The 24,662-nt window shown below is 62.3% G+C and carries 23 protein-coding genes and 1 pseudogene; 13 read left to right on the top strand and 11 right to left on the bottom strand.

Annotated features, from left to right (window positions below; genetic code table 11):
* Positions 1 to 6: 6 nt before the first annotated feature.
* Positions 7 to 2,490: an FtsX-like permease family protein gene (locus ASU23_RS27605; protein WP_058039136.1), complete on the bottom strand. Its 2,484-nt coding sequence runs from the start codon at positions 2,488 to 2,490 to the stop codon at positions 7 to 9.
* Positions 2,490 to 3,272: an ABC transporter ATP-binding protein gene (locus ASU23_RS27600; RefSeq protein ID WP_051649487.1), complete on the bottom strand. Its 783-nt coding sequence runs from the start codon at positions 3,270 to 3,272 to the stop codon at positions 2,490 to 2,492. Before ASU23_RS27600 ends, ASU23_RS27605 begins: the two co-directional genes overlap by 1 nt.
* Before the next feature lie 109 nt (positions 3,273 to 3,381).
* On the opposite strand from ASU23_RS27600, the gene ASU23_RS27595 reads away from it, so the two are divergent.
* From ASU23_RS27595 to murJ, 4 genes are all read left to right on the top strand, one after another.
* A complete protein-coding gene (locus ASU23_RS27595) occupies positions 3,382 to 4,620 on the top strand; it encodes a sensor histidine kinase (protein ID WP_253741519.1) in 1,239 nt (412 codons plus the stop codon).
* Positions 4,608 to 5,249: a response regulator transcription factor gene (locus ASU23_RS27590; RefSeq protein ID WP_003945784.1), complete on the top strand. Its 642-nt coding sequence runs from the start codon at positions 4,608 to 4,610 to the stop codon at positions 5,247 to 5,249. The genes ASU23_RS27595 and ASU23_RS27590 overlap by 13 nt, the downstream gene beginning before the upstream one ends.
* A 161-nt stretch (positions 5,250 to 5,410) precedes the next feature.
* On the top strand, positions 5,411 to 6,439 hold the full coding sequence (locus ASU23_RS27585; protein WP_003945837.1) for a beta-ketoacyl-ACP synthase III: 1,029 nt from the start codon (positions 5,411 to 5,413) through the stop codon (positions 6,437 to 6,439).
* 97 nt (positions 6,440 to 6,536) lie between these two features.
* Entirely contained in the window at positions 6,537 to 8,153 is a 1,617-nt protein-coding gene (gene murJ, locus ASU23_RS27580; RefSeq protein WP_253741517.1) for a murein biosynthesis integral membrane protein MurJ, read from the top strand.
* Here murJ and ASU23_RS27575 read toward each other — a convergent pair.
* The 3 genes from ASU23_RS27575 to ASU23_RS27565 form a co-directional block, all read right to left on the bottom strand.
* Positions 8,139 to 9,293, bottom strand: coding sequence for an alkaline phosphatase family protein (locus ASU23_RS27575; RefSeq protein ID WP_042452555.1), 1,155 nt, complete (start codon positions 9,291 to 9,293; stop codon positions 8,139 to 8,141). The genes murJ and ASU23_RS27575 overlap by 15 nt on opposite strands.
* 135 nt (positions 9,294 to 9,428) lie before the next feature.
* A complete protein-coding gene (locus tag ASU23_RS27570; RefSeq protein WP_042452552.1) occupies positions 9,429 to 10,202 on the bottom strand; it encodes a VOC family protein in 774 nt (257 codons plus the stop codon).
* 262 nt (positions 10,203 to 10,464) lie between these two features.
* A complete protein-coding gene (locus tag ASU23_RS27565; RefSeq protein ID WP_042452549.1) occupies positions 10,465 to 11,409 on the bottom strand; it encodes an alpha/beta fold hydrolase in 945 nt (314 codons plus the stop codon).
* 219 nt (positions 11,410 to 11,628) lie between these two features.
* Between ASU23_RS27565 and ASU23_RS34990 the strand changes: the two genes are divergently transcribed.
* Positions 11,629 to 11,766, top strand: coding sequence for a hypothetical protein (locus ASU23_RS34990; protein WP_003945592.1), 138 nt, complete (start codon positions 11,629 to 11,631; stop codon positions 11,764 to 11,766).
* Here ASU23_RS34990 and ASU23_RS27555 read toward each other — a convergent pair.
* Positions 11,748 to 12,509 carry an SDR family NAD(P)-dependent oxidoreductase gene (locus ASU23_RS27555; protein ID WP_042452547.1) on the bottom strand — a complete coding sequence of 254 codons (762 nt, stop codon included), beginning with the start codon at positions 12,507 to 12,509 and terminating at the stop codon, positions 11,748 to 11,750. The genes ASU23_RS34990 and ASU23_RS27555 overlap by 19 nt on opposite strands.
* A 205-nt stretch (positions 12,510 to 12,714) precedes the next feature.
* Between ASU23_RS27555 and ASU23_RS34065 the strand changes: the two genes are divergently transcribed.
* Positions 12,715 to 12,873: a hypothetical protein gene (locus ASU23_RS34065; RefSeq protein ID WP_156423205.1), complete on the top strand. Its 159-nt coding sequence runs from the start codon at positions 12,715 to 12,717 to the stop codon at positions 12,871 to 12,873.
* A 113-nt stretch (positions 12,874 to 12,986) separates the two neighbouring features.
* Here the strand turns inward: ASU23_RS34065 and ASU23_RS27550 are convergent, their stop codons facing one another.
* Positions 12,987 to 13,832 carry a hypothetical protein gene (locus ASU23_RS27550; protein ID WP_058039134.1) on the bottom strand — a complete coding sequence of 282 codons (846 nt, stop codon included), beginning with the start codon at positions 13,830 to 13,832 and terminating at the stop codon, positions 12,987 to 12,989.
* Between the two features lie 108 nt (positions 13,833 to 13,940).
* On the opposite strand from ASU23_RS27550, the gene ASU23_RS27545 reads away from it, so the two are divergent.
* The 3 genes from ASU23_RS27545 (at position 13,941) to ASU23_RS27535 (ending at position 17,749) form a co-directional block, all read left to right on the top strand.
* Positions 13,941 to 15,176: a cytochrome P450 gene (locus ASU23_RS27545; RefSeq protein ID WP_058039133.1), complete on the top strand. Its 1,236-nt coding sequence runs from the start codon at positions 13,941 to 13,943 to the stop codon at positions 15,174 to 15,176.
* On the top strand, positions 15,173 to 15,736 hold the full coding sequence (locus ASU23_RS27540; RefSeq protein ID WP_042452540.1) for a TetR/AcrR family transcriptional regulator: 564 nt from the start codon (positions 15,173 to 15,175) through the stop codon (positions 15,734 to 15,736). Before ASU23_RS27545 ends, ASU23_RS27540 begins: the two co-directional genes overlap by 4 nt.
* 99 nt (positions 15,737 to 15,835) lie before the next feature.
* On the top strand, positions 15,836 to 17,749 hold the full coding sequence (locus ASU23_RS27535; protein ID WP_058039132.1) for an alkyl/aryl-sulfatase: 1,914 nt from the start codon (positions 15,836 to 15,838) through the stop codon (positions 17,747 to 17,749).
* Positions 17,750 to 17,783: 34 nt separating this feature from the next.
* Here the strand turns inward: ASU23_RS27535 and ASU23_RS27530 are convergent, their stop codons facing one another.
* From ASU23_RS27530 to ASU23_RS27520, 3 genes are read right to left on the bottom strand one after another with little or no spacing between them, the layout of a single operon-like run.
* On the bottom strand, positions 17,784 to 18,404 hold the full coding sequence (locus tag ASU23_RS27530) for an L-threonylcarbamoyladenylate synthase (RefSeq protein ID WP_003945756.1): 621 nt from the start codon (positions 18,402 to 18,404) through the stop codon (positions 17,784 to 17,786).
* 26 nt (positions 18,405 to 18,430) lie between these two features.
* A complete protein-coding gene (locus tag ASU23_RS27525) occupies positions 18,431 to 18,856 on the bottom strand; it encodes a MerR family transcriptional regulator (RefSeq protein ID WP_054781349.1) in 426 nt (141 codons plus the stop codon).
* Between the two features lie 35 nt (positions 18,857 to 18,891).
* Positions 18,892 to 20,391 carry a SulP family inorganic anion transporter gene (locus ASU23_RS27520; protein WP_172827104.1) on the bottom strand — a complete coding sequence of 500 codons (1,500 nt, stop codon included), beginning with the start codon at positions 20,389 to 20,391 and terminating at the stop codon, positions 18,892 to 18,894.
* Between the two features lie 297 nt (positions 20,392 to 20,688).
* Here ASU23_RS27520 and ASU23_RS27515 point away from each other — a divergent pair, with 297 nt between their 5' ends.
* The 4 genes from ASU23_RS27515 (at position 20,689) to ASU23_RS34375 (ending at position 24,258) form a co-directional block, all read left to right on the top strand.
* Entirely contained in the window at positions 20,689 to 21,903 is a 1,215-nt protein-coding gene (locus ASU23_RS27515; protein WP_058039295.1) for an Ig-like domain-containing protein, read from the top strand.
* Positions 21,904 to 21,958: 55 nt separating this feature from the next.
* Positions 21,959 to 23,077 carry an Ig-like domain-containing protein gene (locus ASU23_RS27510; protein ID WP_058039130.1) on the top strand — a complete coding sequence of 373 codons (1,119 nt, stop codon included), beginning with the start codon at positions 21,959 to 21,961 and terminating at the stop codon, positions 23,075 to 23,077.
* A gap of 288 nt (positions 23,078 to 23,365) precedes the next feature.
* Positions 23,366 to 23,734 (top strand): hypothetical protein, encoded by a 369-nt coding sequence (locus ASU23_RS27505; RefSeq protein WP_029537646.1) that lies wholly within the window; start codon positions 23,366 to 23,368, stop codon positions 23,732 to 23,734.
* 353 nt (positions 23,735 to 24,087) lie between these two features.
* A complete protein-coding gene (locus ASU23_RS34375) occupies positions 24,088 to 24,258 on the top strand; it encodes a hypothetical protein (protein WP_007734610.1) in 171 nt (56 codons plus the stop codon).
* Between the two features lie 25 nt (positions 24,259 to 24,283).
* Here ASU23_RS34375 and ASU23_RS27500 read toward each other — a convergent pair.
* Positions 24,284 to 24,547, bottom strand: a pseudogene (locus tag ASU23_RS27500) (HNH endonuclease family protein); the annotation flags it as partial.
* Positions 24,548 to 24,662: the final 115 nt, after the last annotated feature.

Genomic DNA, 24,662 nt, shown 5'->3' with positions numbered 1-24,662 from the left:
TGCCACTCAGTGGTTACGCACTCCGTCCATCGGGTTCTTGCGTAGAGCGGCGCGCGTCGGGATCGCGATGGAGACAAATCCCAGAACAGCGGTCACCGCGACGATGGAACCGTAGATCGCCGGTGAAATCGCCGGGATCGGCTGCCCGGACACCGCTACGGCAATGCCCATCAGAGGCGGCAGGGCGATCAGTGATCCGACCACGACGGCGATTCCCACCACCATCAACGACTCGATGCGCATCATTGCTCGGACCTGCCTCGTCCGCGAGCCCACCAGTTGAAGGAGCGCGAACTCGCGGGAACGCTCGGCAGTGGCGGCGACCAGGGTGTTCACGACTGCGACTGCGAGATAGCCGAGCAGGACGAGGACGGCGAGGATGCTGACCCACGACTGCATGCGACGCTGATCTTCGCCTGCGGCCCCGAACTGGTCCTGGTTCATCGCGGCGATCGAGGGGAACGAGCGCAACGACTGCTGGACTTCGGCCGACCGTCCGGGTTCGGCAGCAACCAGAACGGTGTCGATCAGAGCGTCGGTGGAGTGCTGACGCAAAGTCTCGATCGGCATGGTCACGTCCCCGAATCCGAGGCCGCGACCATATTTTGCGACGACCATGGGATGTACCAGTGTTCCGTCACCCAGATAGAGGTCGACGCGCTGGCCTACCTTGGCTCCGAGTGTGAAGGCGCCGTCTTCGCTCACGGCAACGGTATCGCCGGTCAGAGCGCTGAGGTCGCCCTCGGTCACCGCGAGATCGAGGGTCGCGTCGGCGCTGGCGGCGTCGATGCCCTGGGCCGCGATCGCGCTGTCGGCTGAGCCGCCTTCCTCTCCGCTGGGTACCGGGAGGACTTGACTGCGGACCACCGGGTTTGCCGCACTCACTCCGGGCACCGATGCGATCGACTCGAGGAGCGAGGGAGCGATACCGGCTGGTGCGCCGACGATCAGGTCGGCGGTGACGCCCTTGATCGACTGGTTGGTCGCCTCGGCGGCGACGGTGCTCTGGCTGAAGAACTGCACCGAGCCCAGTGCGATTGCGAGAGCCAACGGAACAACCGCCGACGAGAGCCGTCTCGAATTGGATTCGGCGTTGGCGGCAGCGAGAACTTTGGACGCCGACCCACTGCGGCGCAGCGGACCGCCGATCACCTTGATGATGCCGCGCACCAACAAGGGGCCGAGCAGCGCGACCGAGAAGATCAACAACAGTGCGCTCGAACCGGCTCCAGCGGCCGCCACGCTGCCGGGCAGGAAAGCAGGGAGGACGCAGGCGCTGAGGCCGGCGGCGCCGAAGATCAGCCCGGTGACGATGCGTCCGCGGCTCAGTTTCGCCGGGCCGCTTTCGGATTCGCGAAGCGCTTCGACGGGGTCGAGCTTCGCCGGTCGTCGTGCCGCGATCGCCGCTGCCGCGCGGGCAGTGAGTACGCAGATCAGGAAAGCTGCGATCGCCGGAAGCGGGCTGTAGGCCAGCGCGAAATCGGTGGGCATGACCCCGGCGTCGGCGAACTGCGCGCCCAGTACTCGGGCGAGCAGGTATCCGGGCACCGCGCCGAGAGCTGCCGCCGCAGCAGCAACGAGCAGCACTTCACGTCCGATCATGACGTGCACTTGCCGCGTGGTGGCCCCGATTGCCCGCAACAGAGCGAACTCTCGGCGCCTGGCGTTGATCGAGAGCGACAGCGTGCTGGAAACGACGAACATACTGACCATCAACGCGAGACCGGCAAACGACGCGCAGAGCACGATCAACTGCGTCCGCGCAGCACCGGCGTCGAGGAATTCGATGCCTCCGCGTGCAGTGCCGGTCGAGACCTCCGCACCGGTTCCGGCGAGTGCATCGCGGGCGAGAGCGGCAGCATCCACGCCTTCGGGAGCGATCAATCCGACTGCGGTGACAGCGTTCTGGTGCGGCCACAACCGTTCGGCCTCTGCGTCGTCGAGGAAGACGAGTGCCGGACGGTCGGGTGACGGCACCGAAGCCGAATCAGCTGTGCCGACGACGGTGTACTCGTCCGTTACCGCGCCGTGAGCCAGCGTGATTCGCTCGCCGAGCGCGGCGCCCGTGGTCGAGACCACCTCGTCGCGGCTCTGCGGAGCGCGCCCCTCGGTGAGCGAGTACGGCGCCAATTGTGCTGTGTTCCAAGGATGTACATCGAGTACGACGCCCTCGGCCGTGCTGACCGGCACGGAGATGTCGGGAACCACCGTGACATCGAGTGTGTCGAGCTTGCGGACCGTATCGCCGTCGAGGAGAACTCGCTCGGCAAAGGGCTGATCGGCGTCTTCCTTGACCTCGAGCGCCTGTGGTGCACTCACGACGGCGTCGGCACCGGCGTAGAGATGTGGTGAGACACCGCCTCGCACTCCCGATTCCAGCAGCACACCCAGACCGCAGGTGAGGAGCGCTGCGCAGAATACGGAGACGAACACGGCGACGAAACCGGAGCGATGCGCTTTCAGGTGCGCAAAGGTGTGCGCTTTCATCATCACCAGTCCCCGAGGTGTGTCATGCGCTCGGCGATCTGCTGCGGGGTCGGGCGGTCGATGTGCCCGACAAGTTTCCCGTCGGCGAGGAACAGCACACGATCGGCGTACGACGCGGCCACCGGGTCGTGCGTGACCATGACGATGGTCTGGTCGAACTCGGCAGCCGTCCGGCGCAACAACTCCAGAACCTGCTTGGCGCTGCGGGAGTCGAGGGCGCCGGTCGGTTCGTCGGCAAAGAGTGCGTCGGGGTGGGTGACGAGGGCGCGTGCGATGGCGACGCGTTGCTGCTGACCGCCGGACAACTCGGAGGGTTTGCGCTTGCGGTGCGATCCGAGTCCGACGGATTCGAGGACGAAGGTCAGGTACTGCTTGTCGGCTCGTCGCCCGGCGAGGAGTAGGGGGAGCGTGACGTTCTGCTCGACGTCGAGAGCGCCGAGCAGGTTGTAGGCCTGGAAGACGAAACCGATGTGATCGCGACGGAAGATGCTGCGGGCCTTCGGCTTCAGTTGTGAAATTTCGGTGTCGCCCAGCCACACCGATCCGCTGCTCGGTCGGTCGAGGCCCGCGGCGCAGTGCAGGAAAGTGCTCTTACCTGATCCGGACGGGCCCATCACTGCGGTGAAGGTGCTGCGCGGCAGAGTGAGGCTGACGTTGTCGAGGGCGGTCACGGCGCCGCGGCCGTTGCCGTAGACCTTGCTGACCCCTTCGAGTCGCACGGCAGATGTTCGAGCTCCCGTGGCACCAGGAGCCGGCGGGGCGAGGACCGAGTGTCGATTCTTCATGGGAAGAACGCTATGGAGATTCGCCATTCGTCGACATCCAGCAGAGTCCCGAATCAATGGTGTAGCCAGCTGTAGTGGATCGTGCGGTGTGGTGCGGCATGCTGGGGCAGTGAAGAAGAGAACCAGGGCTGCGGTGTACGTGCTCGTCGAGGGCGCGGCAGCTGTGGTTTCCCTGTTCTTGCTGATGGTCGGTCTCATTCTGTTGTCGCTCTCGATTCTGATCGTCGGCTGGTTGCTGTTGCCGTCGTACGTGCGAGTGCTCCGGTGGTGGGCCGGCCTGGCTCGCAAACGCACCGCTGCGTACACCGGACGCCCTGTTCTGCAGCGATACCCACCGATGCCCAGCAATCCGACATTCGGGGACTGGAGCCGGTTCCTCACCGATCAGTCGACGAGGCGCGACGCGGCCTGGTTGTCGATTCATGGTCTGGGTGCTTTCGTCGCGGCGATGCTGACCATTGCTCTGCCACTCGGTGCGCTCAATGCGATTGCAGTCCCGCTGTACTGGCAGCAGATGCCCGCCGGTGAACCCGTCAACAATCCGTACCCCGTGACGTCGTGGCTGGGCGCTGCCGGAATGCCGTTGATCGGCATCCTGTACTTCCTGATCGCGTGGTGGTTGATCCCCGCGATGGCGAAATGGATCCGCTGGTCGACCACGACTTTGCTTGCGCCGGATACGCGTTCGGACCTCTCGAAGCGCGTCACCGCCCTGACGGCCAGCCGCGCTGCGGCGCTCGACGCGCATTCGGCCGAACTCAAGCGCATCGAGCGGGATCTGCACGACGGAGCGCAGAACCGTCTGGTCGCGGTGGTGATGATGTTGGGGATGGCCGAGCGGTCGTTGCAGAACAATCCGGACCAGGCTCTGCCACAACTGCATCGGGCCCAAGATGCGGCCACCGAGGCGTTGAGCGAACTCCGGACGTTGGTGCACGACATCTACCCGCCGATCCTCGACGAGTTGGGTCTGGAGGGCGCGATCTCGGCGCTCGCCGGGCGCTCCGCCGTGCCCTGCGTACTCGAGATCGACGAGCTCCGCCGTGCCCCGGCTGCCGTCGAGGCTGCTGCGTACTTCGTCGTCGCCGAGGCCTTGACCAACGTCGCAAAACACAGCGGAGCCCGCAGGGTCACCGTCACGGCACGGACGGAGACGTCGGACGACTCGTCGGGTGAGACGATGCTCATCGACGTGATCGACGACGGTCACGGCGGCGCGAACGAACGCCCGGGCGGCGGCGTGGCGGGTATTCGACGCCGGGTCGAGGCTTTCGAAGGAACCGCAGTATTGGAGAGCCCGGAGGGTGGACCGACAACGATGAGGGTGGAACTACCGTGCGGATTCTGATTGCCGAGGACGACGCTCTTCTGCGAGAGGGGCTGGCCCTGCTGCTTCGCGGCGAGGGCTTCGAGGTGTCTGCCGTCTCCGACGCCGCACAGTTCCTCACGGTGTTCGAGGAGACTGCCCCCGACGCCGCGGTGCTCGACGTCCGGATGCCTCCTACTTTCACCAACGAGGGACTTCGAGCGGCGATCGAGGTGCGCAAGCTTCGCCCGGGCTTTCCCGTCCTGGTCCTTTCCGCTTACGTCGAGGATCGCTACGCCGGTGAATTGTTGGCAGGAGGCGCCGGCGGGGTCGGGTACCTGCTCAAGGAACGAGTCGGGAAGGTAGCCGAGTTCGTCGACGCATTGAACCGGGTCGTCGACGGTGGAACGGTGATGGATCCCGAGGTCGTATCCCAACTGATGAGCCGTCGACGCGCCGACGATCCGATCAGATCGCTGACTCCACGCGAGTCCGAGGTTCTCGGACTGATGGCGGAGGGGTTGGGAAATCAGGAAATCGCCAGGAAACTGGTCGTCAGCGACACCGCTGTGAGCAAGCACATAGGAAATATCTTCGCAAAACTCGGCCTGTCGGCTTCCGAAAGCGGGCATCGTCGTGTTTTGGCAGTTCTAGCTCATTTGCGCGCCTGATCGTGGATCTGGACTACATACCTGACCGAAGCGTAATGTGAGCCAGCCTCATGTTGTTGCCGTGATCGAACGGTGACCTGAGAGGCAGGGGCTTATGTCCTGTACGTAACGTGTGATGTCGAATGCGCGTCATCACCAGAAACCAACGAGGAGATCGATCAATGGGTAAGCCGATTGCCAGTGTGGCCGGAGGTCGGCAGTCCGTCCTTCTCGGGCTCGGCGTTCACCGCCCAGAGCGAGTCGTGACCAACGACGAGATCTGTGAGCTGATCGATTCCACCGACGAGTGGATCCAGACGCGATCGGGTATCAAGTCGCGCCGGTTCTCCGGCGAAGGTGAAGGCATCCTCGCGATGTCGATCAGCGCGGCCCGTAAAGCACTGGACGTCAGCGGCATTGCACCCGAGCAGATCGGTGCCGTGATCATCGCGACGTCGACGTGGGACCTGCAGACTCCCCAGGCTGCGTCCATCGTCGCCCACGAACTCGGCATCAAGGGTCCGGCTGCATTCGACGTCGCGGCAGGTTGCGCCGGTTTCTGTACCGCTCTTGCAGTGGCCAGCGACCTCGTTCGCGGTGGCACGGTTGATCACGTACTCGTCGTCGGCGTCGAGTTGATGAGCGAGGCCACCGAGCCCACCGATCGCAGCGTGCGCTTCATCTTCGGTGACGGCGCAGGCGCAGTTGTCGTCGGCCCGAGCGACACCGTCGGAATCGGCCCGGTCGAGTGGGGTTCGGACGGCAGCCAGTCCGACGCCATCGTTCAGGAGCCGAGCTGGCTCGACTACACCAAGAACCCGACCGGACCTCGTCCGTGGATCAAGATGGCCGGTACCGCGGTGTTCCGCTGGGCTGCCTTCGAGATGGGCAAGGTCGCCACCCGCACCCTGGAGAAGTCGGGGCTGGGTATCGAGGACATCGACGCTTTTGTGCCGCACCAGGCAAACCAGCGCATCAACGAGGTCATCGCTCGCAGCATGAAGCTGCCCGAGGGCTTCCCCGTCTCCAACGACATCGCCGAGACGGGCAACACGTCCGCGGCCTCGATCCCGCTCGCCATGGAGCAGATGCTGCGCGACGGCCAGTGCAAGCCGGGCGACAAGGCATTGCTTCTCGCCTTCGGTGCGGGTCTGTCCTTCGCCGGTCAGGTTGTCGTCATGCCGCCGTTGGCTGGAGCAGAATCCGCCTGATTGTTCCTTACGGAAGGGCGCCTCGAACCCACGGTTCGGGGCGCCCTTCCGTTTCCGTCCGGATCGTCGAACGTCTGCGATGTGGCACTCTGGCGAGATGGTCGAGAACGTGGGGGAGTCCGAACGTAATGGTGTGACGGGCGGCAGCTTGGCAAAGATGGGCGGGCAAGTGGCGCTCGCCAGCACGGTCAGTCGCATCACCGGCTTCGTCCGCACCCTTGCCCTTGCCGCGGTCCTGGGCATCGCCCTGGTCAGTGATGCGTACAACGCGGCCAACAGCTTCCCGAACATGGTCTATCAGCTCCTCCTCGGCGGGATTCTCGCCAGCGTCCTGCTTCCGTATCTGACGCGGCAACGGAGCCGTGGGCGGACGCTCGAACGAGAGCAGACGCAGCGCGTTCTCACCGTCGGAGCGCTGGCTCTTGCGCTCGTGACGGTAGTGGCCGTGGTGTGCGCGCCGCCTCTGGTCTCGGCCGTGATCGATGATCCGGCTCAACGAGAGCTCACGACGCTCTTCGCGTACTTGCTTCTTCCGGAGATCTTCTTCTACGGCGTCACGGCGATGATGACGGCTGTGCTCAGCGTTCGATCGGTGTTCGGCGCGCCGGCCTGGGCACCGGTGATCAACAACGTCGTCCTTCTGGTGACGGTCGCGGTCTTCCTGTGTATCCCGGGACCGGTGGCTCTGACTCCCGAGTCGATGACCACCGCGCAGGTTCTGGTGATCGGTATCGGCACTCTGCTCGGGATCGTGGCGCAAACCGCCGTCGTTGCTCGAGCGCTGCACCGCAACGGGTTTCGGTGGCGCCTTCGCGTGCGGGTCGTACCGCACACCTGGCGCCCGGTGCGCGTCGGGGCGCCGTTGCTCGGCTGGGTACTTGTGTACGTCGTTGCCGGCCAGATCGGTGTGTGGGTGACGATGAAGGTCACTCTCTCCCGTCACGTCTACTCGATGTACACGCACGCGGATCTGCTGTTTCAAGTGGCGTACGGCATTCTCGGTGTGTCGTTGTTGACGGTGCTGATGCCGCGGATCGCCAGGTCGGTTGCTGCGGGTGACGACGTCGGCGTCGTATCCGATCTCGGCCGGGGAGCCCGGTATTCAGTGGTGGCGCTGATTCCGGTCACTGTGGCGCTCATGGTGTTCGGCCCCTCGTTGACCACCTTGATCTTCTTCGGCCGGGTCGACGGCAGCAGTGCCCGGTTGATCGGGACGGCCGTTGCGGTCAGTGCATTCGGGCTGGTGCCCTTTGCGATGGTCATGCTTCAGCTGCGAGTGTTCTACGCCGACAACAACACCCGAACTCCCGCGGTGATCGCCCTGGTGATGGTGGTCGCCAAGACTGTGCTCGTCCTTCTTGCGTCACTGTCGGCGAGTGACGAAAGGCTGGTCCTGGCCGTCTGTGCCGCCGGCTCGTTCTCCTACGTGTGTGGAGCGGTGCTCGGCCACATCCTTCTTCGAAAGCGATACGGGCTGTTGGGATTCCGTCGCGTGCAGGCCACCGTCGGAAGGATTTCGGCGGCGGCAATTCTGGCAGGTGGTTGTGCGCTCGCTTTGGTGGTGGCGGTTCAGAACCGAGTTCCCGAGCCCAGGCTTGCTGCTGTTATTTCATTGTCGGCGGGTGCGGCCGTCGGTGCCGTTGTCCTGTTGGGTGCATGCAAGGTCGTCGGTGTTCCCGAGATTCGCCGGGCGCGAACCCTACTGCTGTCCTGAGGACAAGAGCGGTACCAGCAGTTCGTCCGGAGTGAGGGCGCCGTGCTGTCCACGGAGTCCGGACAGTCCCGATTCGACAGATCGACGTACGACGGCCACGTCCCCGGACGCAATGGCGATGACATCACCGATCCGGCCGTGATACTCGGAATGCACTGCAGGCCCGAACAATCCTGCGACTATGCCCTCGGACCTCGTCCCGATCCACATGCGGTCACCCAGTTCGGCGCGCCAGCGGTCCGCAACATCTTGTGCAGCGCCTTCTCGGGTGTGGATGTGACGACATCTAGGTTCACCGGCAAGAGCGAGTACATCTTTGGACAGAATCGGAGTGTTGTCGAAGTCGATCTTGTTCTCGTCCGACACGTCGACCATTCCGTGGTCTGCCGTCACCAGCAATCTCACGTCCGGGCCGAGAGCCGCGGCGAGTTGCTCGACCAGTCGATCGACCAGCATCAGTTGGAAAATCCACGGCTCGGACTCGGGTCCGTAGACGTGGCCGAGTGCATCGATCTCGCTGATGTAGCAGTACGTGAACGTGCGGTCGGCAGATTTCGACGCCGCCACGGTGCGAGCGAGGAGGTCTCCGTATGCCTGGATTCCGGCGAACTGGGCACCGCGCATCCCGGCACGGGTGAGGCCGCTGCCGTCGAACTTCGACGGTACGACGGTTGTAACGGTGATGCCGGCTGCGGCGGCGCGATCGAACGTCGTGGCCTGCGGCTGCAGGGTTTCCGGGACGATGGAGTCGGTCTGAGATTCCTTCTTGCCCGCGCTGTGCCAACCCAGCCAGTTGAACACCGAATCGGCTTCTTCGACGTAGGACTGGTAGCCGGTGATGCCGTGCGCTCCCGAAGGCAGACCGGTCCCCAGTGAGACGATGCTGGTGGCCGTCGTCGTGGGGAAGCCTGCCCGGATGGGCGTTCCGATCAGTGAATTCAGGAATGGTGCGTGTTCGGCGTTGCGGGCGAGCAAGTTCGCGCCCATCCCGTCTACCAGCAGAATTACGGTCTTCTTGCTGGGCTGTAGATCGAGACGGTTCGCTTCGCCGCTCACTCCGAGAGAAGCGAGTACCGACGGCGCAAGCGTCGACAGAGTCGGCTGCGAGTACACATCGAGGAGAGGGGCGGGGGCGGGCATCCCATGAGATTAGGCGTTGGACGCAGAAAACTGCATACCTTCTGGGCGAGTGTTCAAATCTGTGCGGTCAAATCCGGACTTTCCAGATGATCAGCGCGCAGAGACCGCGGACCGGTGCGGCCTCCGCGCGGAGATTCATTCCATGATCGTGGAGATCTGGAACTTGGCACCTAGTGGATCGGCCACCGACGCGAGACGACCGAAGGGCGTGTCCTCGGGATCGCGCAAGACGCTGCCGCCGAATTCGACGACCTTGGCGACGGCCGCATCGGTGTCGTCCGCCCCGAAGTACACCTGCCAGAACGACGGCGCCTCTGCCGGGAGGAACGAGCTGGCATCCATCAAACCGGCGACGACGGTGTCACCCTGCTTGGCCTGTGAGTACCGGAACTCGTCGCTGTCACCGATCGACTCGTAAGTCCAGCCGAACACGTCGGTGTAGAACGGCAGGACCGCGGCGTAGTTCTTGGACAAGGTCTCGTGCCAGACCGGCGCTCCGGCCTCGCCGACCAAACCGAAGCCGTGATGCTGATCTGCCTGCCAGATGCCGACGACGGCACCGGCCGGATCGCCCACGATCGCCATGCTGCCCTGAGGACCGACCTGCATCGACGGCATCATGATCGTTCCGCCCGCGGCTTGGGCCTTGGACGCCGACGCTGCCGCATCAGTCGAGGAGATGTAGGTGGTCCACACGTTGCCGTAGGGGTTTCCCTCCTGCTGGGGTCCGAGCCCGGCGATGGGCTGCCCGTCTTTGCTGAAGATCGCGTAGCCGCCGTACTGCGGGTCGTCGTTTGTGTCAGCCTGCCAGCCGAACACGTTGGTGTAGAAGGATTTGGCAACCTCGGTGTCGGAGCTGGTGAGGTCGATCCAACAGGGTGTTCCGTCGAGCGCTGTGCGTGCGGGCATCTGAAAACTCTCCTTAACCGAAACGGATACACAAGCAGGGGACGCGGAAATGCTTGGCCGAGGAAGGCCTGAATCTCACGCTACGCGCGTACCCCGACACATTCCCAGGGTTCGAGAGCTTTGGGGTATGTGTCCGTTTCGCGTTCCCCGGTGGGCCGGACCTGCCAACGTAGACGACCGCCGAATCGTTCTTGATACTCCGAAGTTGATGGGGCACTTGCTCGATCGGCAAGGGCGTTCCACCGGGGAGTGTTGGTACGTGTCAGCTCCTGATCAGCCCCGTGCGATCGAGCCACGCGAGCGCATGACGGGTGAACTCGTCCGGAATCTCCAATTGTGGGGTGTGGCCGGTGTCGCCGAGAATGATGGTGGTCCAGTGTGGATGTGCAGCAGCGGCTGCCCGTGCGGCCTCGACTGGGACAAGCCGATCGCGATCGCCGTGCATCAGGAGCGTCGGAGTCGTGATCTCTCGCAATGTCTTTCGATAGGAGGCAGGACGGGCGAGGGTCATCAGCAGTGACCGTGCTGCCTGAAGGAATTCGGCATCCTGGGTAGGTTCGTTGCGGCGAATCGCCGTCAAGGCAGCGCCCGCGTCGAGGACCGCGGGGTCGGCTCGCGTCGGATCGGCAAAACACAATCTGGTCATCTGAGCGGCCAACTGCCGGTCTGACATCTTTCGGCGTCCGAAGCCGAGAACCTGCTCACCGACGTACGGCATCGAGTAGAGCGCGAATTGGGCGGCGACGGTCAGATCGGGAAGTTGGACGGGCAGGGGGAGCGCCGGATCCACCAGCACCAGGCCGGCGACTGATTCGGGACTGGCATGGGTCGACATTGCCGAGACCATTCCGCCCATGGAATTGCCGAACAGGACGGCGGGCTCACCCACCACTGTGTCGAGAAAGCGATTCAGAAGTACTGCGTTGGCGTCGACGCCGGTGTGTCGCCCACGGGCAGAGGTGAGTCCGAATCCGGCGAGGTCAAGTGCGTACACGCGCGTGCGCGCCGCCAGCGCCGGTGCGACCCGCACCCAGTTCAGGTGCGAGCCGCCCAGACCGTGAACGAGCACGATGGGCGGCGCTCCGCTGGGACCGCCGAAGTCGATCCAGTGAACGTCACCGCCGAGATCGGTGATGTTGCTTGTCCCGCCCCACGGGTGTGTGAGGGTGCTTCCGTCGGTGAGTTGGGCCGAAACAGCGGATTCCATACCTGCCAGGATGCACCGAGGTGTCGTCGTAGTCACGCACTCGTTCCGGTTCGGGATCCGAATATGTGTCATCGATCACGGCTTCTCAAGAAGCTCAGGAAACGGGCAAAACGGAATTTGACTGGTGTTCAGCACTTTTCGAGGCTGTCGCCGCTTTCCGGCGGCCGTGGCGCGCGTCCGGCGGAGGTCGGTTCGGGCATACTGAAAACCATGTGGTGGATGGTCGGGCTCATTGTTCTGGCCGCCTTGGTTTTGGCATCCGTTCTGGTCGGTTTCGTTTTCCGCCGCCCGATCGCCGAAGCCAAGTCGGCGGTGCTTGCCTTCGACGACGCCAGCTCTCAGCCCCAGCGTGACTGACCACCGTCGAGCGGAATTGTTGCTCCAGTCAGATACGCGGCATCCGGGCCGACCAGGAAAGCCACCGCGGTTCCGATGTCCGTTTCGCAGTCGCCGATCCTCCGTAGCGGAATCCCGGCAACAAAGGCGGCAGCCTCCTCCGGGCGTGCATCTGCCCACCGCTGCAGCCCCGGCGACGACGCGTGGGGAGCAACCGCGTTGACCCGGATCCCGTCGACGCCCCATTCGCATGCTGCCGCGCGACTGAGGGCTCGGACGGATTCCTTCACGGCCGCGTAGCCGCCGTAGCCGGCAGCGTCCCAGCGGACGGCCACGGAGCTGACCATGTTGATGATTGCCCCGCCGCCGCGCTCCTTCATGAACGGGTAACAGGCTTGCATGGTTCGCAGAGTCGCGACGGGGCCGGACGTCAATCCGTCGGCAAGGCGCTCCGGAGTGAGGTCGAGGACGTTGCCGAGCGGGTTGAGGCTGGCGTTGTTGATCAGAATGTCGACGCCGCCGAACAGTTCCACCGTTCGCGCCACGGCTCCGGTGATGGAATCCGCGTCGGCGATATCCATGAGCACCGGTTCGGCACGGCCTCCGCGTTCGGCGATCTCGTTACATGTGACGACGAGTTTCGACTCAGTGCGGCCCGCGACCGCGACGGAAGCGCCCTCCTTGGCGAGCGCAAACGCAACTCCCTGGCCGACGCCTTGCCCTGCGCCAGTGATCAGGGCCACTTTTCCATCCAACTTGCCCACTGCTGTTCTCCTGCTCGTCATTCAACGGTTCCCGAAGCGTTGTCCGAATCGCGCATTGTTACTCGTGGGTTCCCGCTGGATGAGATGTGAGTTACGTCCCACTCAGCGGCACCGCTTCAAATTTCGGTCGTCTTACGTATATTGTGAGCGCCGTTACATACCGGGCGCGCGGACCGCGTACACATTCCATGATGAGGAGCTAGACATGGCATTCACCACTGGCAGCAGCAAGACGGACCTCGCAACTCTCGGCGACTTCCAGAAGATCATTGCAGGCCTGGGCGGCGTTCTCGTCGGCATCGGCGCAGTTGCAGGTCTTCTCGGCGCAATTGGTGGCGCAGGAAGCTCGCAGCCGAAGGCTTGATTGCTTCGCTGAACCGGATTTACGGCCCCCGGCCCGCATTCTGAAGGTATTGCCTTCGTGGATGCGGGCCGGAGGTTTGTCTGCAGATGAATACCTGTGTCTTGCAGGCACATTCAATTCTGTGATACGTCAATTGCCGCCGGAACATCCGCACCTTCTTCGTGGGCTTGGGGTCCGAAGTTCGGCAGCGGAGTGAAGTCGAGTGCCGCCTCCGAACCGCGGTAATGGCGGAAGTAGAAGAGGGATCGGTCGGGCCGCACCAGGCTGTCCGGTTCGCTTGTCTTCCATCCCCAGTGGACGTCTGCTCGCAAAATCTCCGACAGCCTCAGTATGTTCTTGCAACCATGGCTCTGTAGCCCAAGGCATTTCAATTCCTCGACGTCTCGCAATTGCCCGTCGCGCGTCCACCTGGATTCGTAGACCAGAGCATCGAGAACGACGCGGTGCGAACCCGCTTGAGTAACGCCGGCAAGTAGAACCTCCCAGTCCAATCCTGGTGCGTGTTGGAGGTATTCGTCGGCGTCGACGAATGCTGCCCATGCGACGGTGTCGCGGTACCGGCTCACGTAATCGACGTACGCCTCTACCTGTCCGTGCACGATCCGACCGTCCGCGTCGCGCGGTTGCCAGTCGACGATCGTCACCGGAAGGTCGTGCAGTTCTTTGCGGAATGCGACCTGAACTTCACTGTCCGACATCGATCGGGTGAAGGCGCCGTAAGAGTTGCCTCTCTTGTCCTCGCTGCGGCCGTGCCAACGGTTGAGGCTGAATGCGCTTGTCTTGCGGGTGGACCCGACGGAACCGGTGTTGTCGTAGAGAACAACCTCCCAGCCTTGCTCGATGTGGTGCAGGCACCAGTCTCTGATGAAGGGGAGATGTTCGCGGGGGAGCAGGACCGCAACCACGGCGCGGCGCCCGGCGTCAGCGCTGTTCGGATGATTCTTCGGATCCGTGATCACCCGACACACGATAGTGCTCTGCGTGTATGCGAGTTACTCAATGCTGCTCGTGGGAACGGTTGATCGTAGAACGTTGACACATTCGGCTATTTGTCTCATAGTCGAGTCATGACAACTTCTGTGTCACATTCGCCACGGTTTGTACCTTCCACCGGGGAGTCCTGGCGTTCGCCCTGGGCCATGTACGACGCATTGCGCGAGAACGACCCGGTGCACAACGTTGTGCCGGAAGCTGCGCCGCAGGACGACTACTGGGTGCTCACCCGTCACGAAGACGTCTACAACGCCGCTCGCGACTACGAGACGTATTCGTCGGCAAAGGGATTGACCACTGTCTACGGTGAACTCGAACAGATCGGGATGCAGGACAATCCGCCGTTCGTGATGCAGGATCCGCCAGTGCAGTCGGAGTTCCGGCGCATGGTGTCGAAGGGTTTCACTCCGCGTCAGGTATCGGCGGTCGAGCCGATGGTTCGCGAATTTGTCGTCGAACGTATCGAGGCGCTGAAAGCGCGTGGCAGCGGCGATATCGTCGTCGAGCTCTTCAAACCGTTGCCGTCGATGGTTGTCGCACACTATCTGGGTGTGCCGGAATCGGACCGTGACCAGTTCGACGGCTGGACCGAAGCCATTGTCGCTGCCAATTCGGCAGGTGGTGTGGCCGCGGCAGCGACGACGGCGCAGGCCGCCACCGGTGAGCTGATGATGTACTTCGCTTCGCTGATCGAACGCCGCAAGGACGAACCGGGTGACGACACGATTTCGCACTTACTCGCCGCTGGACTCGGTGAAGACGGCGACATGTCCGGCTTGCTGTCGATTCTGGGCTTCGCCTTCACCATGGTGGCCGGTGGAAACGACACCACGACAGGAATGCTGGGTGGTTCGGTGGCGATGCTGACCGAACGCCTCGACCAGCGTCAGATCCTGCTGGACGATCCCGCATTGATCACCGACGCGGTCGACGAGTTGCTTCGACTCACCTCACCGGTCCAAGGACTGGCACGCACCACGACGCGAGATGTGGCCTTGGGTGGCAAAGTGATTCCGGCAGGACGTAAGGTTCTGCTGATGTACGGTGCGGCCAATCGTGATCCCGAGAAGTACGGACCCGACGCGGCGGAGTTGGACGTCTTGCGTCGACCGCAGAAGATCCTCACCTTCAGCCATGGCGCCCACCACTGTCTGGGGGCGTCGGCAGCTCGGATGCAGGCTCGAGTTGCGTTGGAAGAGTTACTCTCCCGGATTCCCGACTTCCATGTCGACATCGACGCGATGCAATACGCGCCGGGCAACTACGTGCGCCGTCCGCTCTCGGCTCCGATGTCGGTGACTCGGCCATGAGCAACGACTGGCTCGGCGAGGGGCGCGCCTTGGCGGCAGCCGAGAAGATCCTCGACAGTGCGGCACAATTGTTCGTCGAGAAAGGCGTCAACGCGGTCGGTATGGCGGAGATAGCCTCTGCTGCAGGATGTTCCCGAGCCACCTTGTATCGGTACTTCGAGAATCGGCAGGCTCTTCACATTGCGTTCGTTCACCGCGAAGCTCGCAGGCTGGGAACTGCGATCGCGGAATCGGTAGCGACCATCGACGATCCGAGTGAGCGTCTGGAGACGGCCATACTCACTGCAGTGTCCGCGGTGCGTAGCACTCCGACGTTGGCTGCATGGTTCGCCCCGGGCGATGCGAGTCTTGCCGGTGAACTCGCCAATTCGTCCGACGTCATCAACGGACTTGGTGTCGCGATGCTCGGTGAACTCGGAGCAGGCACAGCGTCGCGGGCACGCTGGATCGTGCGGGTGATCCTCTCGCTGCTCATGGTGCCGGGGGCGGACGAGAACGACGAGCGGACGTTGGTGCGTGAGTTCGTCGTTGCGCTGTTGATTGCTGGACGGGCCACCTGATCATCCCTTCCGGGTGATGTGCGAGGGCTGCGTGGGGATCGAGGATGAACCGATATCCCGACACAGGTCACCGCGAGTTCCCGAGGAGCGTAAGAGAAGATGACTACACCGTCCGAACTCGACCCCAAGCCCGCCACCGAAGCGACTCGCCTGGCAAATGCCCAGGTTCTCCGTGACCTTCCTTTCGGCGACACCTTCGACTTCGAACTGATTTCTCGAGGTCTCGTGGCACCGCTCATCGATGGCGGACTGGTCAAAGGTGACAGAGGGCAGTTCATCTTCTCGTACGACGCCTACGGGTTCGCCGACGGCGATGCACCGGATACCGTCAACCCGAGTCTGTGGCGCCAAGCCACTTTGATGGGAAAGGGCGGTGGACTGTTCAAGCTGGCTGATCGTCTGTACCAGGTGATCGGCCAGGACTTGTCGAACACGACGATCATCGAGGGCGACACCGGGTTGATCATCGGTGACACTCTGATGTCCGCGGAAACAGCCGCTCTCGCGCTGGAGTTGTACTACCAGCACCGCCCGAAGGTTCCGGTCAAGGCAATCATCTTCACGCACTCCCACGGCGATCACTTCGGCGGTGTCAAAGGATTTGTCACCGACGAAGAGATCGAGTCCGGTGCCGTAAAGGTCTACGCACCAGACAGTTTCACGGAGGAAGCGATTTCCGAGAACGTACTTGCCGGCACGGCGATGACACGTCGCGGAATGTACATGTACGGATCGTTCCTGCGTCCGGGGCCACAAGGGCAGGTATCCGGTGGTCTCGGCCTGTCCACTTCGCACGGCACTTCGACGTTCGCCGTGCCTACCGACGTCATCACCGAACCGGTGCACGAAGAGGTCATCGACGGTGTGCGCGTGACGTTCATGCTCGCGCCGGGAACCGAAGCGCCATCCGAAATGCTCTTCTATTTACCAGATTTCAAGGCGCTCGGGTCAGCTGAGGACGTCACGCACACGATGCACAATCTATACACGTTGCGCGGCGCCAAGACTCGCGACGCCAAAGCGTGGTCGCACTACGTGCGTCTGGCATTGGAACTGTTCCCCGACGTCGAAATCATCTTTGCGCAGCATCATTGGCCCACGTGGGGCAACGACAAGATCTTGAAGCTGATGTCGGATCAGGCAGATCTGTACAAGTATCTGCACGATCAGACGTTGCGCCTTGCCAACAAGGGACTGACACCGGTAGAGATTGCCGACCAGATCGAGGTACCCGACGCCATCGGAAAGCAGTGGTACAACCGCGGGTACTACGGTTCGCTCAGTCACAACGTCAAAGCGATTTACACCTTCTATCTCGGTTGGTTCGACGGCGTTCCCGCTCACCTCAATCCCCATCCGCCGGTGGAGAACGGCAAGCGCTACGTCGAAGCCGTCGGCGGACCGGACGCACTTTTGACCAAGGGCAAGCAGGCGTTCGACGACGGCGACTACCGCTGGGCGGCCGAGCTGGTGAACCATCTGGTGTTCGCCGATCCGAGCAATCAGAAAGCGCGAGAGTTGTTGGCGGACACGTACGAACAACTCGGCTACCAAGCCGAGAACGGTACGTGGCGCAACTTCTACCTGGTCGGAGCGATGGAATTGCGGCATCCGCTGGCACCGATGCCGTCCAACAACCCCACTGGCCCGGCCGTGGTCGCAGTGATGCCGCTCGAACAGATGCTGGATTTCTGGGCAGTTCGCCTCGATGGCCCGAAGGCCGCCGACGTCGACCTGTCGTTGCGATTCGTGTTGTCGGACACCGCGGACAACGTCCTGGTCACAGTGCGCAACGGCGTGCTGAACTACGACATGGACAAGGCAGATGCTTCGGCCGCTCTGACTCTGACCTTGACCCGTGCCGTGTTCAACGAGGTGTATCTGGGAACGACCTCGCTCACCGAATCCATCAAGGCCGGAACGGCAAAAGCTGTGGGAGATCAGTCCGAACTGGAGACGTTCATCTCGCTGCTGGAGGACTTCGATCTGTGGTTCGATATCGTCACGCCGTGACTGGTCGACTCCATGATGTGGCCCGGGCGGGGGATCATTCGAAACGAGAAGGATCTCCCGCGCCGACGCGCACGATTTCGGGAACACCGGACGAATAGTCGACGACTGTGGTGGGTTCGGTTCCGCAGTCACCCGAGTCGATGACGGCGTCGAGTTGGTGGTCGAGTTCTTCCTTGATCTGCCAGCCGTCCGTCATCGGTTCCTCGGCGCCGGGCAGGAGAAGGGTGCTGGAGAGGATGGGTTCACCCAACTCTTGCAAGAGTGCCCGCACTACCGGGTGGCTGGGGATACGCACTCCGACGGTCTTCTTCTTGGCGTGTGCCAGCCGACGCGGAACTTCCTTCGTGGCGGGAAGGATGAACGTGTACTGCCCAGGCGTAGCCGCTTTCACCGCGCGGAACGCCGAGTTGGTGACGTGGACGAAGTGCCCGAGCTGCGCGAAATCGGCACAGACCAGCGTGAAGTGATGGTCCGAACGCAGATGACGGATCTCGCGGATCCGATCGGTGCCCGAGTGATTGTCCATTCGGGCGCCCAGGGCGTAGCAGGAGTCGGTGGGGTAGGCGATGACCGCGTCGTTGCGCAGCATTTCGACGATCTGGCTGATCGCGCGCGGCTGCGGGTTTTCCGGGTGAACGTCGAAGTATCGGGCCATCAACTCAGCTTAGTTCAGCTTGCAGATCACGAATGCCGTTCACCGTTGAGACTGTGGTCGGCGAGCAAACCCGTCAGCTCTTCGGCGTAGGCGAGTTGCTTACGTAAGTGTGTGCAGCTTTCTTCCGCCCGGGTGTGGCAGTCGGTGACGAATTCGGTTGCAGCGGTGCGCGTTGGCGCGTCCGAAGCTTCGTCGCCGAGCACTGCCAGAGAATCGAGAAGTTGTTTCATTTCTTCGAGACTGAATCCGAGCGGCTTCATTCGTCGGATTACCAGTAGCCGTTGGACATCGGCGTCGGTATAGAGGCGGAATCCTCCGGCGCTCCGCTCGGACGGAGTAACCAGACCGACCTCGTCGTAATGACGAATCGTCTTGATCGACAGTTCGGTGCGTTCGGCAACCTGTCCGATCTGCATGTTCGGCCCTTGGCCCGCATGTTCCGGCTCAGACATCACTCCCACTTTCCTCGCGCTGGGCTTCCATACTCTCAGTGACCGTCACCCAGGCGACCGGACAGGCGCAGGTGGCGCTCGGCCGATGCGTCGTCGAGCCCCACGATCTCGACATTCTTGCCTCTGGCCGCGTACTTGGTGGTGATGGCGTCCAGTGTCGCGACGGTCGACGCGTCCCAGACATGAGACTCGGACAGATCGATGACAATGTTCTTCGGGTCGCCGGCGTAGTCGAATTGGTAGATCAGATCGTTGCTGGATGCGAAGAACAGTTCGCCTCGAACCGCATAGACACGGGTGTCCTCGTCCGGATGCGCGACGTCGATCACTTCGGTGAGATGCGCGACGCGGCGAGCGAAGATGACCATCGCGGTGATCACTCCGACGATCACGCCGTAGGCAAGATTGTGGGTCGCGACGGTGACTGCCACGGTGACCAACATGACCACTGTCTCGCCGATCGGCATGCGGCGCAGGGTCCTCGGATTGATGCTGTGCCAATCGAAAGTGCCGACCGAGACCATGATCATGACGGCCACCAATGCGGCCATGGGAATCAATGCCACCACATCGCCGAGGCCGACGACGAGTATCAGCAAGAACACGCCCGCCAGGAAAGTCGAGATTCGAGTGCGAGCGCCGGAGACCTTGACGTTGATCATGGTCTGGCCGATCATCGCGCACCCTCCCATGCCCCCGAAGAAGCCGGTGACGATGTTCGCGACGCCTTGGCCCCACCCTTCTCGGGTCTTGTTCGAGTGAGTATCCGTGACGTCGTCGACGAGCTTGGCCGTCATCAACGATTCGAGGAGTCCGACGAGCGCCATGGCCAATGCGTACGGCGCAATGATCGACAGTGTGTGCATGTCCAGGGGGACGTCGGGGAACAGTAGCGTCGGTAGGCTCGACGGAAGCTCGCCCTCGTCGCCGACGTTGGGGACATTGAACGCGAAAACGACTGTGGCGGTTGTCAGTAGCACGATTGCCACCAGTGGAGCCGGGACGGAGTTCGTCAGTTTCGGCAGGAATACGAGTATCAGAAGTGCGACTGCAAGGAGTGGGTAGACGAGCCACGGAACATCGATCAGGTGGGGGAGTTGGGCGATGAAGATCAAGATGGCGAGTGCGTTGACGAATCCCACCATGACGCTGCGCGGAATGAAGCGCATCAACCTTGCGACGCCCAGGAGGCTCAACACGATCTGGAGAAGGCCGGCCAGAAGGACTGTCGCAATCAGGTAGTCGATTCCGTACTCGCGCGTCAGTGGAGCGACGACCAGTGCGACGGCGCCGGTAGCTGCGGAGATCATTGCGGGTCGTCCGCCGACGACGGCGATGGTCACTGCCATCGTGAACGACGCGAACAGTCCTACCCGCGGATCGACGCCGGCGATGATCGAGAACGAGATCGCCTCGGGAATCAGTGCCAACGCCACGACCAGTCCGGCCAAAACCTCCGTTTTGAGACGGTGAGGTGACCGGAGCGCGGCCCGAACCGAATTGTCGTTGGTGGATGAAGCGATGGTTACTGCCATGAGATTCCGTCCTGACGAGGTTCTCATACTCTACCCTCCTGTAAAGGTAGAGTATGAACGGAGTTCTCACTATGGCGCGGATTTCTGTCGAATTGTGTTTCCCCGCAGTGAATTTCGAATCGCGAGATTGATCGAGAGGGGCAACGCTCGCGGTGGAGGTCAGATGTGACGACCAGTAACCCTTACCAAGCATTTACCTACTGTGTGGTTTTTGTTTATTGAAAAAGGGTCAACTCGGGCGCTGACTTCGTTACAGTTCGGCGGCAAACGTCAATCAGGTTGTTCCGAGAGGACATCATGTCAAAACGCCTACTGAATGCTGCGCTCCTTACCGGCCTCCTTGCCGGTGGAACCGCTGTGGCCGTGATTCCGGCGACCGCGGCGCCCGTTGCAGAAACCACGTCGACAACGTTTCAGGTCACGTGCCGCGCAGTTCCGAGTGCGTTCTCCGGTCCTTCGTCAGACGGAAAGCCTGCCACGGTGCGGGTTTCGGCTCCGACGGTAGTCGCGCCAGGTCAGGTCTTCGACATCGACGTGGATCCGGGTAGCGTCCAGATCCCGAACGATGTGAGCGGCGCAAGCGTCAAGAAGATCTCGCGTCTGAAGATCGATCTGCCGATTCCGACCAACGCGGAGTTCGTTTCGGCGACGGTCACCGATCCGGGCAATGTTATTGCCGGGAAACCTGCTTCGGTGATTCGTGTCAACGAAGACGGTGCTCCCGCAGCGGACGGTCCGATACTCCGGTTGTCCGGCGCAAACGAAGCGATCGGCAACAGCCCGTCATCGTCGTCGGGTGCGCACGGTGGGCTGGCGATCAATGCTCAGTCCGGTGCCGAGACGAACATCGTCTTTCCGAAGATCAGAATCACCGTGAAAGCCGGGCCTTCCGGCGCAGTCGAAACCAATGTCCGGACTTCCGGTGCTGCAGGTACTTTCGGTGGGCCGGAGTCATTTTTGACCTTCCTCCCTCAGGTCGGTCACTGGCTCGCGGGAACCATCTGGGCGCCCACATCCTGCTCGCCGCGCGACGCTGAGACCGGCCCCCTCAATGCCGGTGCCGGCGCCCTGGCATCCACGAAGATCGACGGGGACCTGGGGCCCGTTGATCCTGAGCCAGGCGCGGACATCGTGACTAAGCTCGAAGGACCGGCTACCGCCGCGACCGGTACCAAGGTGTCTTTTGCTTCTCACGTCGATCCGGAAAACGCAACGGGAACAGTACAGTTCATGGTCGACGGCAAACCCGTCGGTGACCCGCGGCCGGTGGTTCGCGGTATTGCGCGCCTGGATCTCACCTTCGGTAAGGCGGGTACCAAGTCCGTGACTGCAGTATTCACCGCTACCGGAGACGAGGCGAAGTACATGTCGGCGGCACACGTACTCACGGTGACCGGTGACACCACAGGTCCGGTCGATCCCGACCCGACCGATCCGGGCACTCCGGGCGGTCTCGGCAGCCTCGAGTCCGTTCTGCCGCAGCTGCCGACGGGTTCGCTCGGTGGCAAGTGATCACGGTCCTACCTCACTGAACTTTCAATGGCCGAGTTCTTCTGAAAGGCAACACATGAACCCCCGCACTCTGGCAGTTTGCGCTGTCGTACCAGCACTCGCGGCCGGACTCCTCGCTGTGTCCGCGCCGGTGGCAGCGGCTTCCGATACCGTGACGCGGACAGTTTCCTTCGAACACAAGTGCCGGGTCGACGGCGCCACCGATTGGGATTCGTCGTTCTCCGACAACATGGAGGTAACGGCACCCACGTCCGTGCGTCCCGGCGAACAGTTCACAGTGAAATTGCATCCAGGCACCATGCGTAGTTCGGATTCGGATACCGGTCGTATCAAGTACGACATCGCATTACCGCAAGGGGCAACCCTGGTTTCGTACTCCCTCGTCGGTGATTCGTCGTCCAACTTGACCGGCGAGACTGCGGTGCTGCTCCGGGTGGGCGCAGACGGAAACGCAAACCCGGCGGGTGAGTACCTGCGAATTACCGGTGCCGGCAACAAGACAGTCAACGACGGTCCGAGTGCGAACGACAACAAGCCCAAGGAAGGGCTGCAAGTCAAGGCCAACACGGACTTTCGTTTGCCGGCAGTCGAATTGAAACTCGAAGCTCGGTCCGACGAGGGAAACGCGACGACGCACCTGCGCGCCGGGGCGACGAGCCCGAGTATCAAGATCAAAGACACGAGCATGAGTTTCGGTGAGTCCCGGTGGGTCAATGCCGCTGGGTATTGTGTTGCTGCGGGCGAGGGACGCAGCGCCCTCTCGACTACCGAGGTCTTCACGACCAACCAGACCGAGACGATGGTCGCTGTCGCACTGGAGGCACTGACGGGCGAAGACGTCAAGATTGCGGCGAGTATCGACCCGAACCCGGGTGAGGGAACGGTCGAGTTCTTCGACGGCGATACGAAGATCGGCAGCGCCACAGTCGATTCCAATGGCCATGCAGAACTGGTCTGGCCGTTCCGCGACCAGGGCGAGCATCGCATCACCGCAAAGTTCTTGGGTACCAAGAAGTTCAGTTCTTCGGAATCTGCGGACAAGACCGTGACCGTCACCGTGCCTGGTGTCATCGTCGTCGAGCCGGTGGATCCGACGGAACCGGAAACTCCTGGTGGAACCGGAAGCCTCGGGGACATCTTCTCGAAGCTGCCGACGGGCTCACTCGGAGGCTGAGTCACCCAAACGGCAGGGGAGCGTCGACGTTTCGGCTCGAAGACGGGTGTGTGATCGAATACTGGAATGACAGGTTCGAATCATGCCGAGAGCCGCAACGCCGGCGTTCCCAGTTTTTCTCAATGGGAGTCTCTGTCACGTAAATCGGGCCAGAACCACAAAAGGTAGCTCACCAAAACTGGTGCCCTTTTACTACCGTTAGTTGAAGAACTGCGCGAACCGCGGGTTCTTACATCAACAAGCCTTCGAACTCGCCGCTGCGGTTCAGGTATGAACAAGGTAGGGAAAATGCGCAAGGTTAGTTTGCTCGCGTCCGCTGCAGCAGTAGCTGTCGGTGTGGCAATGATCGGGACGTCTGCGGCCTCAGCAGCGCCGGGAACGATTCCTGGTCACGGACTGTTCGACGTGCCGTGGGAGGTGTTGCCGGGAACCTACACGACGTCTGGGCCCGTATCAGCTGACATGCCGTGCATATACGGCCGAGCGAAGGTCGACGGCGATGGTGAATTGAATGTCCTCGAGTTCGAAAGCACCCTCGAACCGGCGACAGTCACGATTCTCTTGACGGATTCTCGCTTCACCACCGCATATTGCGCTGATTGGAAGCGAGTGTCGTCAGTCGGATCGTTGGATCTCGGATCACTTTTCGGGTCATAGACGTCTCCGCTCTGATTCCAGATGGGCCTCTGGCCGTGGCCACGGACCTCTGCTATCTCGGCTAACGCTCGCCTCGCGGATGTGCTCGTTCGTCTCGAGTTTCCGACCACTCGTCGCATGAGTCCATGACCAGGGACTTTAGCCCTCGGTAATTACCTACCAATCGGTATATTCTGCGAATGTACGGACTTCGTGAACCGATGTGAGTTGGCTCCGGGGGACGTGCCGGCCTCGCAGGACCGCCCGCAAAGTCAGCCCGGTGAGGCCACCGGAGTTCGCGCATTTCGACAGATTGCCGCTGGGTCCGTCCGCTACGAGGGGAGCGGACGGACCAGACGGCACGAGAGAGTGCCATGCCTGAACGTGGTCAAAGCAGAGTGGACGCGGGGATCATTGCCGTCGTCGCAGTCATCACCGGTGTGTTCGTCGCACTGACCGGTCACGGTCTGGTTGCAGCGCTCGCCACCGTAGTGGGCCTCGCGCTCGGAATGGCGATTGTGCGGTATCTGATCAAGGGCCGCTGATCATCGCAAGAGTTCAGCAGGTCGCGAGAATGTCTGCGATGGTGTCGTGTTCGGCTTGGGTGACCCACAAACCGTATGCCGCTTTGACTTCCACTTGAGCAGTCACGTACTGGCAGCGGTAGGCCTTGTTGGGTGGCAGCCACGACGCCGCGTCGGAATCCGACTTCTTCTGGTTCGTGGGCCCGTCGACAGCGCGCAGGTTTCGAGGGTCGTTGGCCAGATTGGTTCGCGTCTGTGTATCGAGCTGTTGTGCGCCCTTCTGCCAGGCGTCCGAGAGTGCGACTACATGTAATCCGTAGCTAGTAGGTAGTGCCGTTGACATCATCCTGGGCTTCCTTCCACGGATTCGGGATATGTGGGCGACGGTGTTATCTGCAGGCAGCGAGGTACGCCGATGACACCGC

The organism is Rhodococcus sp. KB6, assembly GCF_001445685.1.
Lineage (GTDB): Bacteria > Actinomycetota > Actinomycetes > Mycobacteriales > Mycobacteriaceae > Rhodococcus_F > Rhodococcus_F qingshengii.
The sequence above is the reverse complement of the archived record's forward strand: the minus strand, read 5'-3'. Positions and strand labels throughout refer to the sequence as shown.

Coding starts and splice junctions, on each gene's coding strand:
- ASU23_RS34990 (WP_003945592.1), top strand. CDS start 11,629: ATGGTCGGGCTCATTGTTCTGGCCGCCTTGGTTTTGGCATCCGTTCTG.
- ASU23_RS27505 (WP_029537646.1), top strand. CDS start 23,366: ATGCGCAAGGTTAGTTTGCTCGCGTCCGCTGCAGCAGTAGCTGTCGGT.
- ASU23_RS27520 (WP_172827104.1), bottom strand. CDS start 20,391: ATGGCAGTAACCATCGCTTCATCCACCAACGACAATTCGGTTCGGGCC.
- ASU23_RS27575 (WP_042452555.1), bottom strand. CDS start 9,293: ATGCCCGCCCCCGCCCCTCTCCTCGATGTGTACTCGCAGCCGACTCTG.
- ASU23_RS27565 (WP_042452549.1), bottom strand. CDS start 11,409: ATGGAATCCGCTGTTTCGGCCCAACTCACCGACGGAAGCACCCTCACA.
- ASU23_RS27535 (WP_058039132.1), top strand. CDS start 15,836: ATGACTACACCGTCCGAACTCGACCCCAAGCCCGCCACCGAAGCGACT.
- ASU23_RS27605 (WP_058039136.1), bottom strand. CDS start 2,490: ATGATGAAAGCGCACACCTTTGCGCACCTGAAAGCGCATCGCTCCGGT.
- ASU23_RS27530 (WP_003945756.1), bottom strand. CDS start 18,404: ATGGCCCGATACTTCGACGTTCACCCGGAAAACCCGCAGCCGCGCGCG.
- ASU23_RS27585 (WP_003945837.1), top strand. CDS start 5,411: ATGGGTAAGCCGATTGCCAGTGTGGCCGGAGGTCGGCAGTCCGTCCTT.
- ASU23_RS27545 (WP_058039133.1), top strand. CDS start 13,941: ATGACAACTTCTGTGTCACATTCGCCACGGTTTGTACCTTCCACCGGG.
- ASU23_RS27570 (WP_042452552.1), bottom strand. CDS start 10,202: ATGCCCGCACGCACAGCGCTCGACGGAACACCCTGTTGGATCGACCTC.
- ASU23_RS27515 (WP_058039295.1), top strand. CDS start 20,689: ATGTCAAAACGCCTACTGAATGCTGCGCTCCTTACCGGCCTCCTTGCC.
- ASU23_RS34375 (WP_007734610.1), top strand. CDS start 24,088: ATGCCTGAACGTGGTCAAAGCAGAGTGGACGCGGGGATCATTGCCGTC.
- ASU23_RS27525 (WP_054781349.1), bottom strand. CDS start 18,856: ATGTCTGAGCCGGAACATGCGGGCCAAGGGCCGAACATGCAGATCGGA.
- ASU23_RS27510 (WP_058039130.1), top strand. CDS start 21,959: ATGAACCCCCGCACTCTGGCAGTTTGCGCTGTCGTACCAGCACTCGCG.
- ASU23_RS34065 (WP_156423205.1), top strand. CDS start 12,715: ATGGCATTCACCACTGGCAGCAGCAAGACGGACCTCGCAACTCTCGGC.
- ASU23_RS27600 (WP_051649487.1), bottom strand. CDS start 3,272: ATGAAGAATCGACACTCGGTCCTCGCCCCGCCGGCTCCTGGTGCCACG.
- murJ (WP_253741517.1), top strand. CDS start 6,537: ATGGTCGAGAACGTGGGGGAGTCCGAACGTAATGGTGTGACGGGCGGC.
- ASU23_RS27540 (WP_042452540.1), top strand. CDS start 15,173: ATGAGCAACGACTGGCTCGGCGAGGGGCGCGCCTTGGCGGCAGCCGAG.